Origin of the sequence: Pseudomonas sp. PA-1-6B (genome assembly GCF_021609545.1) — a bacterium.
Taxonomy (GTDB): Bacteria; Pseudomonadota; Gammaproteobacteria; order Pseudomonadales; family Pseudomonadaceae; genus Aquipseudomonas; species Aquipseudomonas fluorescens_BV.
Genome location: NZ_WJZM01000001.1, coordinates 192864 through 205607, shown reverse-complemented (window position 1 = coordinate 205607; position 12744 = coordinate 192864). Strand labels below are relative to the sequence as shown.

The window sequence follows — 12744 nt, the reverse complement described above, 5'->3', positions numbered from 1 at the left end:
CAATGTGGGAGCTGGCTTGAACAGTTCAAGCCAGCTCCCACATTGAATGCATTTCAGCTTCAGGACAGCGGGGCTTCGCGGTCCATCATCTGGCTGACCAGCATGACGCCCAGTTCGCTTAGCTGGTGGATGGCCAGCGCTACGTCGCGGTGTTCGCCGGTGAGGTCGTTGGACAGGTTGAGCAGCAAGGTGCGCACCGAGGAGAAGGTTTCGTAGCTGTTGAGCACGAGGGTTTCGGTGGGGAGGTTGGGTGTAACGGTGAATAAATTCATATTTTCGTTCTCTGCCAGGGCCATCGCCTTCTTGCTACTAAACAAGGGGCGGCAGCTGTACGCAGGTTAGTAGACCGGTAGAACGAAAGCAAAACCCGGCGCACCCTAAGGCGCCCTGCGCACAGCCACCATAAGATAGGCAAAAAACGCCATGCTTTGGAGCGATGCACATGCTTTCGTCTGAGTGGGCTACTAAACCCGATCACTGAACATTCAGCGACCGGCAAACCTTAGAGACGCCCATCCAGACGCACAAGCCGGCGGATTCTGGCGTAGCTGTAGGCAAGGTTACAAGGCACAAGCCCAATTACCAGAGGAGTCCTACAGACTCTGTGAGACAAATCCAACTCACCCGCCGAAATGCAATCAAAACTGTGGGAGCTGGCTTGCCTGTTGGGTCAGGCGTTTTCCAGCAAGTTATGCAACTCCACAAACTGCTGCGTCAGCTTATGCCGTGGGTCCAGGTGGATCAGCGGCTTGCTCTCCTGGTGCGACTCGCGCATACGCACGGAGCTGGCCAGGTACACCGGCAGTACCGGCAGCCCTTCGGCAATCAACTCATCGAGAATCTGTTGCGGCAGGCTCGCCCGTGCCTGGAATTGGTTGACCACGATGCCTTCCACTTCCAGGCCTTCGTTATGGTCGTCCTTCAATTCTTCGATCTCAGCCAGCAGGCCATACAGGGCCTGGCGGGAAAAGCTGTCGCAATCGAAGGGGATCAGTACGCGATCGGCGGCAATCAGCGCCGAAACCGCGTAAAAATTCAACGCGGGTGGGGTGTCGAGGTAAATCCGGTCGTAATCCTCGCTCAACTCATCCAGCAGCTTTCGCAGCTTGTTGATCTTGTGCTTGGCTTCAAGTTTGGGCTGCAGGTCTGCCAGCTCGGCGGTGGCGGTGATCACGTGCAGGTTGTCGAACGGCGTTTCGTAGATATCCACCTTGTTCTTCTTCGAAAACGGCCCGGAAGACAACGTTTGCTTGAAAAAATCCGCGATTCCCATGGGGATGTCGTCGCCCGTCAGCCCGGTAAGGTACTGGGTTGAGTTGGCCTGTGCATCGAGGTCCACCAACAGGGTTCGATAACCTTCGCTGGCGCTGACCGCCGCCAGGTTGCAGGCGATGCTGGACTTGCCCACACCGCCTTTTTGATTGAACACCACGCGCCGCATGGAAAAACCTCCGTGTATCAATGAATCCCCCGAGTGTAGAGCGCAAAAGCGCCGGTTAGCTACCTCGTTCATCCTTACGCGCTGCCTGGCTCACAAATGAATGGAAACCGCGCACCGATCGAGTCCGGCCTTCGCTCGCCGCTAATCTGTAAATTCTTCCAACTTATTTGTGATCAATAGTGAACAAACTTTCACCACTATTTGCTAGAACCCCACGGCACCGGGATAATGCGCGCCATACGGCCATTGCTCCCTGTCCCGGAATCCGGGGCCATTGGCCGCACATGGAAGCCCGCAGGGGCGGGATAACTTCTCAGTGATCAACTTCAACATCGCCCAATGGCGCGCCTGGGCTCCTGGCCTTGCGAGTGCGGACGACTGGTACGCCTGGTGCCGGGACCCGGTGTTGCCGCCTGTCAGCGAAGCGTCCCCCGATGTGTCATTTTTGCCAGCCATGCAGCGCCGCCGTCTGAGCCGGCTGGCGCGCATGGCGTTCAGCGTCGGCTGGCCGCTGGCCGAGGGCCTTGAAGACCTGCCACTGGTGTTTATTTCCCGCCACGGTGAAACCCCGCGCACCTTGGACATCCTCAGCGACCTGGCCAACGAGCAGCCGCTGTCGCCGACTCAGTTCAGTCTGTCGGTGCATAACGCGGTAATTGGCCTGTGGTCGATCCTGCGCAATGAAACCAGCGAGATGACCGCCCTCGCCGCCGCTGGCGATGGCCTCGAACATGGCCTGCTCGAAGCCGCCGCGTTGCTCAACGAAGGCGCCGCCGCCGTATTGCTGGTGATCACCGAAGAACAACCGCCCCACGCCTACGCCAGCTGGATTACGGATGTGCCCTTCCCCTATGCCCTCGGCCTGTTGCTCACGCCGGGCGACGAGTGGCAACTGGAACTCACCACCGGCACTGTCCAACTCACTCAAACCCAGTGGCCCCACGCCCTGAACCTGCTGCGCACCCTGCTGGCCGAACAGGGCGCCTGCCAACATGCCTGGAAGAACCGAGTATGGAACTGGCAACGCAAGCCCTGACCCACAAGCCACGGCAGGCCTACTACTGGCGCCTGTTCGCCACGGCCCTCAGCTTTTGCCTGTTCGGCATCGGCGGGCTGTGCCTGCGTTTGCTGGTGTTTCCGCTGCTCAGTTGCCTGCCGGGCGACGCCAGCCAGCACCAACGGCGCGCACGCCACACCATCAGTTGCCTGTTCTGGTTTTTCATTCGCCTGATGAAGGGCCTGGGCATTCTCACCTTCAGCGTCGAGGGTGCCGAAAAGCTTGGCCGCCCTGGCCAGATGATCGTCGCCAACCACCCGTCGCTGATCGACGTGGTGTTCCTGATCGGCCTGATGCGCCAGACCAACTGCGTGGTCAAGCAGAGCCTGTTCCAGAACCCGTTCACCCGCAGCCCGGTACGCGATGCCGGCTATATCAGCAACGACGGCAGTGCCGATATGCTCGATGCTGCAGCCGATGCTCTGCGCGCCGGCCAGACGCTGATCATCTTTCCCGAAGGCACCCGCACCACGCCGGGCGCGGCGCCGGCCTTTCATCGCGGCGGTGCGGCCATTGCGCTGCGCGGTGCGACAATCATCACGCCAGTGGTGATCAAGGTCAGCCCCACCACCCTGACCAAGGCCGAACCCTGGTATCGCATCCCCCACCGTCGATTTCACTTCAGTTTGCGCGTGGGCGCCGATATAGAGCTACAAGCGTTTGCCGCAGTCGGGCCCGCGCCCCAGGCTTCACGCAAGCTCAACGATCACCTGCATCACTATTTCATTAAGGAGCTCGCCGAAGATGAGCGACCAACACCGCCTTGAGCACGACATAAAGACGCTGATCATCGAGGCCCTGGGCCTGGAAGACATCAGCCCCGACGACATTGGCAGTGACCAGACCCTGTTTGGCGAAGGCCTGGGCCTGGATTCGGTCGATGCGCTGGAATTGGGCCTGGCGATCCAGAAAACCTACGGCATCAAAATCGATGCCGACGCCAAGGACACCCGCAATCACTTCACCAACGTGGCCAGCCTTGCGGCATTCGTCACGGCCCGACAGGCAGCTTGAGACCGTACCATGCAAACTCGTGACGATATCTTCAACACCCTGCGCGACGCCTTGGTGGAACTGTTTGAACTGCCCCCGGAACGCGTCACCCTCGACGCCAATCTGTACCAGGACCTGGAAATCGACAGCATCGACGCCGTGGACCTGATCGACCACATCAAGCGCCAGACCGGCAAGAAAATCGCCGCCGAAGAGTTCAAGGCGGTACGCACGGTGAACGACGTGGTAGAGGCGGTGTACCGTCTGGTCCAGCCCGCCGCATGAGCCGGCTGATCGGCCTTGGCCTGTTATTGGCGGGGCTGCTGTACCCCTTCGCGGTGTATTACGGCACCGAGCACTTTGCACCTTGGCAGTTCGGCTTGCTGCTGGGCAGCCTGTGGCTGTTGCGCGCGCTCACCGCTGCGCGGCGCCCGGGCAGCCGTTGGATGGCGGTGGTGGTGATCGTGTTTTGCCTGGCACTGGCATGGTTCGATAACGCCCAGTGGCTGCGTTGGTACCCGAGCCTGGTCAGCGGGTTCATGCTGGCGCTGTTCGGCCTGAGCCTGAAGTACGGCCCGCCGATAGTCGAGCGCCTGGCACGCATGACCGACCCGTACCTGCCGCCCCACGCGGTGGTGTATACCCGCCGGGTCACCCTGGTGTGGAGTGTGTTTTTTCTCTGTAATGGCCTGCTCGCCGCCGCGCTCACCCTGTGGGCGCCGCTGAGCTGGTGGACGTTGTACAACGGCCTGATCGCCTACGGGTTGATGGGCCTGTTGTTTGCCGTGGAATGGCTGGTACGACAAAGGGTTCGAGGCCGCGTATGAAAGGGTTGAAACTTGAGCACTTGCTGCTTGAGCCACTGCAAGATCGCGGGGTGACCGCCGAGCCCCTCATGAATCACGCGCAACTGTGCGAGCACTCCCTGAGCCTCGCCGCAGGCCTCAAGGCCCGGGGTATCCGGCGCCTGGCCGTGCACCTGGAAGACGCCGGCCTGCTGGCGATTGCACTGCTGGGCGCCTGGCGCGCCGGTGCGAGCGTGCTGCTGCCCGCCGACCTGCAACCCCAGACGCGCCAACGCTGGGCCACTGCCGTGGACGCCTGGCTGGTCGATGCCAGCGACCTGGACGCGCTGTATCAAGCGCCCTTGAGCGCCGCCCCCCTCGACCTGGACAACTGCCAACTGAGCCTGTGCACCTCCGGCTCCAGCGGCGAGCCCAAGCGCATCGACAAGTCCCTGCGCCAGCTGGCCAATGAGGTGGAGGCGCTGGAAGCCCTGTGGGGCAAAGACCTCAAGGACGCCTGCATCATCGGCAGTGTCGCCACCCAGCATATCTACGGCTTGTTGTTTCGCGTGCTGTGGCCGCTGTGTGCCGGCCGCACCTTTGTGCGCAAGCAACTGGCGTTCCCCGAAGACATGCAGCGCGCCAGCCGTGAGCACCCGCAATTCGCCTGGGTGGCCAGCCCGGCGCTGCTCAAACGTATGGGCGGCAACCTCGACTGGCCGGCACTGAGCCAGGTTGCACGGGTATTTTCCTCCGGTGGCGCGTTGCCGGTTGATGCGGCCGGCAGCCTCTACGACCGTTTGCAGCAATGGCCGACAGAAATCCTCGGCAGCTCGGAAACCGGTGGCATCGCCTGGCGCCAGGGCGCGCAACCCTGGCAGCCGTTTGCCGATGTGCAACTGAGCCAGGATGCCGACGGCGCTCTGCGTATCGCATCAAAATACCTGCCCGAAGGGCACATCGAACAGACTGCCGACGCTGCACGCATTCATGCCGATGGCCGTTTTGAGTTGCTGGGCCGCCTGGACCGTATCGTCAAGCTGGAAGAAAAACGCATCTCCCTGCCGATGTTGGAACAAGCGCTGATCACCCATGAATGGGTGGCCGACACCCGCCTGGGCGTGGTGCAGGAAAACCGTGCGTCCCTGGGTGCCGTGGTGGTGCTCACCGACGCGGGGCTGCATGCCCTGCGCAACCAGGGCCGCCGCACGCTCACCCAGACCCTGCGCCAGCACCTGAGCCAACATTGCGAAGCCCTGGCCTTGCCACGCCGCTGGCGCTTGTTGCGCCAACTGCCGCTGAACAGCCAGGGCAAGTTGCCCCAGGCCGATATCGAAGCCTTGTTGCTGGCGCCTCGCCCCAAGGGGCCTGAGGTGTTGGCACAAGTCGAAACCGAAGGTGAATGGACCTTGCAACTGAGCATCCCGCCGGACCTGGCCTATTTCAGCGGGCACTTCCCGGTCACCCCGGTATTGCCGGGGGTGGTGCAGGTGGAATGGGCGTTCAACCTGGGCCAGCAATTGCTCGACCTGCCAACCCGGTTCGCCGGCATGGAAGTGCTCAAGTTCCAGCAACTGGTGCGCCCGGGCGATCACATCGAATTGCATCTGCGCTTTGATCGGGAGCGTAGCAAGCTGTACTTCGCCTATCGCAATGGGGTTGCGGCGTGCTCAAGCGGGCGGATAGTGCTGGAGGCCGCGCATGCATGACCTGTTCTCGTGGCGAGGGAGCTTGCTCCCGCTGGAGTGCGAAGCGCTCCCAACCCAGGCATCACCCACTCCCAGGATGATCTCGGTCGCCTCCATTGGGGCTGCTTCGCAGCCCAGCGGGAGCAAGCTCCCTCGCCACGGGGTTTGCGCAGGCGTTGAATATGCATAACCCCTGCGCTTTGATTCCGGTGTACAACCACGAAGCCGCCGTGCCGGCCGTGGTCCACAGTGTGCTGAAGAGCGGCCTGCCCTGCCTCTTGGTGGACGATGGCAGCAGCGCCGCGTGCGCAGCCGTGCTGGCGCAGTTGGCGACGCTGGACAACGTCACCCTGCTGACCCTGCCCTGCAACCAGGGCAAGGGCGCCGCCGTGATGGCCGGTTTTCGCGAAGCAGCGCGCCTGGGCTATACCCACGCCCTGCAAGTGGACGCCGATGGCCAGCACGACCTGCGCGAAGTCCAGACCTTTATCCACACCTCACGCCAGCACCCCGAGGCCGTCATCTGCGGCTACCCCCAATACGACGACAGCGTGCCCAAGGGTCGCCTGTACGCACGTTACCTGACCCACGTGTGGGTGTGGATCAACACCCTGTCGCTTGAGATTCGCGACTCGATGTGCGGCTTTCGCGTGTACCCGCTGGCGCCGACGCTGGCGCTGATGGACTCGGCCTACATCGGCACGCACATGGATTTCGACTCGGACATCCTGGTGCGCCTGGCCTGGCGCAACCAGCCTATGCGCTGGCTGCCCACTCAGGTGCACTACCCCGCCGACGGCCTGTCGCACTTTCGTTTGTTGCGCGACAACCTGCGCATCAGCGCCATGCACACGCGGTTGTTCTTCGGCATGCTCGTGCGTGCGCCGATGATCCTGTGGCGACGGTGGCAAGCATGAACGACAGCACCAAGCATTGGGCCGACCGCGAGGAACGCGGCAGCTTCTGGCTGATGAAATTCACCGCGGTCGCGGTCAAAGTCCTCGGCCGTCGCCTATTGAGCCCGTTGCTCTACAGCATCGTCTTTTACTTCTTCCTGTTCGGCCGCACCGCACGCCACAGCGCCTGGCAATACCAGCAGCGGCTGGCGCAATGGAGCGGGCGCGATGACTTGCTGCCGAGCCACCGCACAGTCTTTGCCCAGTTCATGGCCTTCGCCGATTCGCTGCTGGACAAGCTGGACGTGTGGAACGGCAAGCTGCGCCTGGAGCAAATCGAGATCAACGACCCGGCGCAGTTGCGCAGTCAACTGCGTGGCGAGCGCGGGCAGATGCTGGTGGGTGCGCACCTGGGTAACCTGGAAGTGTGCCGCGCCCTCGCGGAGATTGGTGAGCAGGTCACCATGAATGTGCTGGTGCACACCAAGCACGCCGAGCGTTTCAACCGTCTGCTGGGCGAGGCCGGCGCGACCCATTTGCGCCTGATCCAGGTCAGCGAACTGGACCCGGCCACCATGCTGCTACTCAGCCAGCGCCTGGACGATGGCGAGTGGCTCGCGATTGCCGGCGACCGCATCCCGCTGCACGGCGGGCGCACGGTGCGCGTGGACTTCCTCGGACACACGGCGGCATTTCCCCAAGGCCCATGGCTGCTGGCGGGCTTGCTCAAGTGCCCGGTCAATCTGCTGATGTGTCTCAAGCACCAGAGTCGCTATCGCCTGACTATCGAGCCCTTTGCCGATTTGATCGAATGGAAGCGCAGCACCCGCGAGCAGGTCATCGCCCTGTGGACCGCCCGCTACGCCGCACGCCTGGGCCAGTTCTGCCTGCAAGCGCCCCAACAATGGTTCAACTTTTACCCTTTCTGGAAGACCGATGACGACGCCTCTTGAGCCCATCACCTTTGGTGAACGCCCCCTGCGCATCGAAGACGTGCTGGCCCTGGCCAACCGCCAGGTGCCCACTCGCCTGCAGGACGATGCCGCGTACCGCCAACGCATCGCCAAGGGCGCGCAGTTCCTCGACTCGCTGCTGGACAAGGAAGGCGTGATCTACGGCGTGACCACCGGCTACGGCGACTCCTGCGTAGTGCCGGTGCCGCTGGAGCACGTCGAAGCCTTGCCGCGTCATCTGTACACCTTTCACGGCTGCGGCCTGGGCAAATTGCTTGATGCCCAGGCCACCCGCGCCGTACTGGCGGCGCGTTTGCAGTCGCTGTGCCATGGCGTGTCCGGGGTGCGTGTGGAACTGCTGGAACGCCTGCATGCCTTCCTCGAAAACGATGTGTTGCCATTGATCCCGGAAGAAGGCTCGGTGGGCGCCAGTGGTGATCTGACGCCGCTGTCCTATGTGGCTGCGACCTTGTCCGGCGAACGTGAAGTGCTGTTCCGTGGCGAACGCCGCCCGGCGGCCGACGCACACCGCGAGCTGGGCTGGGAGCCGCTGGTACTGCGGCCCAAGGAAGCCCTGGCACTGATGAACGGCACCGCAGTGATGACGGGCCTGGCCTGCCTGGCCTTTGCCCGCGCCGACTACCTGTTGCAACTGGCCACGCGCATCACCGCGCTCAACGTGGTGGCGCTGCAAGGCAACCCGGAACACTTCGACGAGCGCCTGTTCGCCGCCAAGCCGCACCCTGGGCAGATGCAAGTCGCCGCGTGGCTGCGCAAGGACCTGGCCATCGACGCGCCCACCGCCCCCCTGCATCGCCTGCAAGACCGTTATTCGCTGCGCTGCGCGCCCCACGTGCTCGGCGTATTGGCTGACAGCCTGAACTGGCTGCGCTCGTTCATCGAGATCGAACTGAACAGCGCCAACGACAACCCGATCATCGACGCCGAAGAAGAACGTGTGCTGCATGGCGGGCACTTCTACGGCGGGCATATCGCCTTCGCCATGGACAGCCTCAAGACCCTGGTCGCCAACGTTGCCGACCTGCTCGACCGCCAGCTCGCACTGTTGGTGGACGTGCGTTACAACCATGGCCTGCCGAGCAACCTCTCAGGCGCCCCGGCTGACCGCGCCATGATCAACCACGGCTTCAAGGCCGTGCAGATCGGCACCAGCGCCTGGACCGCCGAAGCGCTGAAAAACACCATGCCGGCCAGCGTGTTCTCGCGCTCCACCGAGTGCCATAACCAGGACAAGGTGAGCATGGGCACCATCGCTGCCCGCGATGCGATCCGCGTGCTGGAGTTGACCGAACAGGTCGCCGCCGCGTCCCTGCTCGCCGCCAACCAGGGCGTGTGGCTGCGCGCCCAGGCCGAGGATGCCCGCCCACTGCCACCGGCACTGGCCGCGATGCACGCGGAACTGGCCCAGGACTTTGCGCCGGTCATCGAAGACCGCGCCCTGGAAGGCGAACTGCGCCTGTGCCTGCAACGTATCGCCGCGCAACACTGGAGGCTGCATGCGTAGCCCCGGCGTGTTGCACAGCGACACTGAAATCCTTGTGCCGTTTTTCGACATCGACACCATGAACGTGGTGTGGCACGGGCATTACGTGAAGTACCTGGAAGTGGCGCGCTGTGCGTTGCTGGACAAGATCGGCCATAACTATACGGCGATGCTCGAAGCCGGCTACGCCTGGCCAGTGATCGACATGCAGCTACGCTATGTGCGCGGCGCGACCTTCGGCCAGACCATCAATGTGCGCGCCAGCCTGGTGGAATGGGAGAACCGTTTGAAGGTGAACTACCTGATTACCGACCTGGCCAGCGGCGAGCGCTTGACCCGCGCCAGCACCGTGCAAGTGGCGGTGGAAATCGCCAGCCGCGAGATGCAGCTGGCCTCGCCCAAAGTCTTCACCGACGCCGTAGAGAGAGCCTTGAAATGAGATCCCCTGTGGGAGCGGGCTTGCCCGCGATGGACGTTAACGATAACGCAGGTCGCCTGACGCTGCGCAGCGCCCTCAGGTTCTTCGCGGGCAAGCCCGCTCCCACATTGATCGCGTTGTTGCTGAGCTTCAGCGCCCATGCCTTCGACCTGCAGCAGTTGAGCGATCAGCTTGCCAAACCCTCCGTGATCCACGGCAACTTCACCCAGGAAAAACACCTGCGTGCCCTGCCCCAGCCATTGGTGAGCAAAGGCACCTTCGTGCTCGCCAAGGATCACGGCCTGCTGTGGCTGTTGAAAACCCCTCTGCAACAGGACTACCGCATCACCTCCCAAGGCATTGCCCGCCGCGATGCCAATGGCTGGCAACTATTGCCAAACAAGAGTGCCGGCGCCGAACAGAATCGTTTGTTCCTGGCAGTACTGCAGGGCGACAGCAGTGGCCTGCAGCGCGACTTCGACCTGCAACTGCAAGGCGAGGCCCAACAGTGGAAGCTCACGCTGACCCCGCGTTCGCTGCTGCTCAAGCAAGTGTTCACCCAGATCAATATCGACGGCGGCGCGCTGGTGCACACCATTGAACTGCTGGAAACCCAAGGCGACAGCACGCTGTTGCGCATGCAGGACAGTACCGCCGAGCAGCCGTTGAGCAATGCGGAGCAACACGACTTTGCCCAGTGAGCGCCTGCTGCCGCGCCTGTTCCTGACCTTGCTGGTGGCCGTGCTGGCCCTGGCAGGCTGGCAGTGGCGTAATGGCGCGCCGTTGTCGGCCAACCTGATGGAACTGGTGCCCGGCAGCACGCCGGACGCCTTGGAACTGCAAGCCGAACAGCGCATGCAAGAGCCGCTCAACCGCGAAATGCTGGTACTGGTGGGGCATGTCGACCGCCAGCAAGCGGTGGCCGTGGCGCAGCAACTGGGTGAGCGCTGGCAGGCCAGCGGCCTGTTTGAAAAGGTGCAGTGGAACCTGCAAGCCGACTTGCCAGCATTGCGCGAGCAACTGCTGCGTGGGCGTCTGTCGATGCTGTCGGCCAAGGACCGCGAACAACTGATCCAGCAGCCTGAGGCGTTCATCCAGCAACGTGTGCAATCGCTGTTCGACCCCTTCACAGGTTTCAGCCTGGTGCCAAGCCAGGACGATTGGCTCGGCCTGACCGGGCGCATCCAGAACAGCCAGCCGCAACAGGGCGCGGTGCAAATTGACATCGGCAGCGGCGCCTTGATCGCCGATGCCGACGGCAAAAGCTGGGTGCTGCTGCGGGCCCGCACTACCGGCAACGCCTTCGACATGAAGTTGCCGCTGCAAGTGGCGGACTTGCTGAAGGCCAGCCGCGAGCAAGCCAGCGCACACGGCGCGCAACTGCTCGCCGCCAGCGGTTTGCTCTATGCGGCCAACGGGCAACAGCAGGCCACTCGGGAAATGACCTGGGTCGGCGGCGGCGCCACCCTGGGCATCCTGTTATTGCTGCTGCTGGCGTTCCGACGCTGGCGGGTGTTGCTGGCGTTCGTGCCGGTACTGGTGGGCATGCTGTTTGGCGCGGTGGCATGTGTGGCGCTATTTGGGCATATGCATGTGATGACCCTGGTGCTGGGTTCCAGCCTGATCGGCGTGGCAGTGGATTACCCGCTGCATTACCTGTCCAAAAGCTGGAGCCTGCAGCCGTGGCGCAGTTGGCCGGCGTTGCGCCTGACCCTGCCAGGGCTGAGCCTGAGCCTGGCCACCAGCGCGATTGGCTACCTGGCGTTGGCCTGGACGCCGTTCCCGGCGCTGACCCAGATTGCGGTGTTCTCGGCTGCCGGTTTGGTCGGTGCCTATTTGTGTGCCGTGTGCCTGTTGCCCGCGCTGCTCAAGGGCGTGGAACTGCGCCCGGCGCAATGGCCGCTGCGTGTCGCCCAAAGCCTATGGCAGCTGCGCACGGCCCTGCTCAAACGCGTACCCAGTTCGGTACTGCTGGTGTGGGTGCTGCTGTTCTGCGCTGCGGGCCTGTGGCAACTGAACACTAAAAATGATATCCGCCAATGGATCGGTGCGCCGCCGCAGTTGCTGCACGAAGCCCAGGCCGTGGCGCGCATCACCGGGTTCCAGCCCACCAGCCAGTTTTTCCTGGTGCGAGCAGACAATCAGCAGCAGTTGCTGGAGCGCCAGGCCGCCCTGGGCAAGCGCTTGGATCAGTTGGTGCAGATGGACAAGCTCCAGGGCTACCTGGCGCTCAATCAACTGGTCAACCTCCCCGGCGAGCAACAACAGCTGCGCGAGGCGCTGAACAACCTGGCGCCACACTGGCAACCACTACTGGACCTCGGCGTGCCCCTCAGCGCCCTGCAAGCCGAAGTGGCGCAGTTGCAGGCCCTGCCTACCGCAGACATCGACGCCGCACTGCAAGGCCCGCTGGCCGAGCCCTGGCGCACGCTGTGGCTGGGCCCGGTGGACGGTGGCGTGGCGGCCATGGTCAGCCTGCAAGGCTTGAACAACCCGGCGCTGCTGCGGGTGCAGGCACTGGACTTGCCCGGCGTGCAGTTGGTGGACCGCTTGGGTGACTTGAACCGGGTGTTTGCCGACACGCAGATCAGCGCTGCCGAATTGAAGTTGCTGTCTTGCGTGCTGATCGTGCTATTGCTGATTGCGCCCTTCGGCTTTGGCGGCGCCTTGCGTATCGTCGCCCTGCCGCTGCTGGCGGCGTTGTGCAGCCTGGCCAGCCTCGGTTGGCTGGGCCAGCCGCTGACTTTGTTCAGCCTGTTTGGCCTGCTGCTGGTCACGGCCATCAGCGTCGACTATGCGATTTTGATGCGCGAGCAGATCGGCGGCCCTGCCGTCAGCCTGTTGGGAACACTGCTGGCGGCGCTGACGACTTGGTTGTCGTTCGGCCTGCTGGCGGTCTCCAGTACACCGGCCGTGAGCAATTTCGGCTTGTCGGTCAGCCTGGGCCTGGCGTTCAGCTTTATGCTGGCGCCCTGGGCCGGCCGGCAGAAACACGCCTTATGAATGTGA

Annotated in this window: 14 protein-coding genes; 12 read left to right on the top strand and 2 right to left on the bottom strand. The window is 63.2% G+C overall.

The genetic code is table 11. From position 1 onward, the window contains the following. Positions 1 to 59: 59 nt before the first annotated feature. Together GIV35_RS00930 and GIV35_RS00925 are read right to left on the bottom strand one after the other, a co-directional pair. Complete coding sequence (locus GIV35_RS00930; RefSeq protein ID WP_223023733.1) at positions 60 to 272, bottom strand: DUF6124 family protein; 213 nt, start codon at positions 270 to 272, stop codon at positions 60 to 62. Positions 273 to 670: 398 nt separating this feature from the next. Continuing rightward, positions 671 to 1441 carry a ParA family protein gene (locus GIV35_RS00925; protein ID WP_020301660.1) on the bottom strand — a complete coding sequence of 257 codons (771 nt, stop codon included), beginning with the start codon at positions 1439 to 1441 and terminating at the stop codon, positions 671 to 673. Between the two features lie 316 nt (positions 1442 to 1757). Between GIV35_RS00925 and GIV35_RS00920 the strand changes: the two genes are divergently transcribed. The 12 genes from GIV35_RS00920 (at position 1758) to GIV35_RS00865 (ending at position 12738) form a co-directional block, all read left to right on the top strand. After that, entirely contained in the window at positions 1758 to 2477 is a 720-nt protein-coding gene (locus GIV35_RS00920) for a beta-ketoacyl synthase chain length factor (protein WP_223023732.1), read from the top strand. Continuing rightward, complete coding sequence (locus tag GIV35_RS00915) at positions 2453 to 3265, top strand: lysophospholipid acyltransferase family protein (RefSeq protein ID WP_223023731.1); 813 nt, start codon at positions 2453 to 2455, stop codon at positions 3263 to 3265. The genes GIV35_RS00920 and GIV35_RS00915 overlap by 25 nt, the downstream gene beginning before the upstream one ends. Next, positions 3243 to 3512, top strand: a complete 270-nt coding sequence (locus GIV35_RS00910) for a phosphopantetheine-binding protein (RefSeq protein ID WP_105225508.1) — start codon at positions 3243 to 3245, stop codon at positions 3510 to 3512. Before GIV35_RS00915 ends, GIV35_RS00910 begins: the two co-directional genes overlap by 23 nt. 9 nt (positions 3513 to 3521) lie before the next feature. Beyond that, entirely contained in the window at positions 3522 to 3776 is a 255-nt protein-coding gene (locus GIV35_RS00905) for an acyl carrier protein (RefSeq protein ID WP_003187949.1), read from the top strand. Next, positions 3773 to 4318, top strand: a complete 546-nt coding sequence (locus GIV35_RS00900) for a hypothetical protein (protein WP_200648108.1) — start codon at positions 3773 to 3775, stop codon at positions 4316 to 4318. The genes GIV35_RS00905 and GIV35_RS00900 overlap by 4 nt, the downstream gene beginning before the upstream one ends. Continuing rightward, on the top strand, positions 4315 to 5985 hold the full coding sequence (locus GIV35_RS00895; protein ID WP_236264130.1) for an ApeI family dehydratase: 1671 nt from the start codon (positions 4315 to 4317) through the stop codon (positions 5983 to 5985). The genes GIV35_RS00900 and GIV35_RS00895 overlap by 4 nt, the downstream gene beginning before the upstream one ends. Before the next feature lie 161 nt (positions 5986 to 6146). After that, on the top strand, positions 6147 to 6881 hold the full coding sequence (locus GIV35_RS00890) for a glycosyltransferase family 2 protein (protein ID WP_236264131.1): 735 nt from the start codon (positions 6147 to 6149) through the stop codon (positions 6879 to 6881). Next, positions 6878 to 7813, top strand: a complete 936-nt coding sequence (locus GIV35_RS00885; protein ID WP_236264133.1) for an LpxL/LpxP family acyltransferase — start codon at positions 6878 to 6880, stop codon at positions 7811 to 7813. Before GIV35_RS00890 ends, GIV35_RS00885 begins: the two co-directional genes overlap by 4 nt. Beyond that, positions 7797 to 9338, top strand: a complete 1542-nt coding sequence (locus GIV35_RS00880; protein ID WP_236264135.1) for an HAL/PAL/TAL family ammonia-lyase — start codon at positions 7797 to 7799, stop codon at positions 9336 to 9338. The genes GIV35_RS00885 and GIV35_RS00880 overlap by 17 nt, the downstream gene beginning before the upstream one ends. Further along, positions 9331 to 9756, top strand: a complete 426-nt coding sequence (locus tag GIV35_RS00875) for an acyl-CoA thioesterase (protein WP_003187940.1) — start codon at positions 9331 to 9333, stop codon at positions 9754 to 9756. Before GIV35_RS00880 ends, GIV35_RS00875 begins: the two co-directional genes overlap by 8 nt. Next, complete coding sequence (locus GIV35_RS00870; RefSeq protein WP_232914379.1) at positions 9753 to 10436, top strand: outer membrane lipoprotein carrier protein LolA; 684 nt, start codon at positions 9753 to 9755, stop codon at positions 10434 to 10436. The genes GIV35_RS00875 and GIV35_RS00870 overlap by 4 nt, the downstream gene beginning before the upstream one ends. Beyond that, positions 10408 to 12738 carry an MMPL family transporter gene (locus GIV35_RS00865; protein WP_223023728.1) on the top strand — a complete coding sequence of 777 codons (2331 nt, stop codon included), beginning with the start codon at positions 10408 to 10410 and terminating at the stop codon, positions 12736 to 12738. The genes GIV35_RS00870 and GIV35_RS00865 overlap by 29 nt, the downstream gene beginning before the upstream one ends. Positions 12739 to 12744: the final 6 nt, after the last annotated feature.

Bases quoted from the DNA above. Each gene is read 5' to 3' on its own strand.
- GIV35_RS00930 (WP_223023733.1), bottom strand. From the start codon at position 272: ATGAATTTATTCACCGTTACACCCAACCTCCCCACCGAAACCCTCGTG.
- GIV35_RS00925 (WP_020301660.1), bottom strand. From the start codon at position 1,441: ATGCGGCGCGTGGTGTTCAATCAAAAAGGCGGTGTGGGCAAGTCCAGC.
- GIV35_RS00915 (WP_223023731.1), top strand. From the start codon at position 2,453: ATGGAACTGGCAACGCAAGCCCTGACCCACAAGCCACGGCAGGCCTAC.
- GIV35_RS00910 (WP_105225508.1), top strand. From the start codon at position 3,243: ATGAGCGACCAACACCGCCTTGAGCACGACATAAAGACGCTGATCATC.
- GIV35_RS00905 (WP_003187949.1), top strand. From the start codon at position 3,522: ATGCAAACTCGTGACGATATCTTCAACACCCTGCGCGACGCCTTGGTG.
- GIV35_RS00900 (WP_200648108.1), top strand. From the start codon at position 3,773: ATGAGCCGGCTGATCGGCCTTGGCCTGTTATTGGCGGGGCTGCTGTAC.
- GIV35_RS00895 (WP_236264130.1), top strand. From the start codon at position 4,315: ATGAAAGGGTTGAAACTTGAGCACTTGCTGCTTGAGCCACTGCAAGAT.
- GIV35_RS00890 (WP_236264131.1), top strand. From the start codon at position 6,147: ATGCATAACCCCTGCGCTTTGATTCCGGTGTACAACCACGAAGCCGCC.
- GIV35_RS00885 (WP_236264133.1), top strand. From the start codon at position 6,878: ATGAACGACAGCACCAAGCATTGGGCCGACCGCGAGGAACGCGGCAGC.
- GIV35_RS00880 (WP_236264135.1), top strand. From the start codon at position 7,797: ATGACGACGCCTCTTGAGCCCATCACCTTTGGTGAACGCCCCCTGCGC.
- GIV35_RS00875 (WP_003187940.1), top strand. From the start codon at position 9,331: ATGCGTAGCCCCGGCGTGTTGCACAGCGACACTGAAATCCTTGTGCCG.
- GIV35_RS00870 (WP_232914379.1), top strand. From the start codon at position 9,753: ATGAGATCCCCTGTGGGAGCGGGCTTGCCCGCGATGGACGTTAACGAT.
- GIV35_RS00865 (WP_223023728.1), top strand. From the start codon at position 10,408: ATGCGGAGCAACACGACTTTGCCCAGTGAGCGCCTGCTGCCGCGCCTG.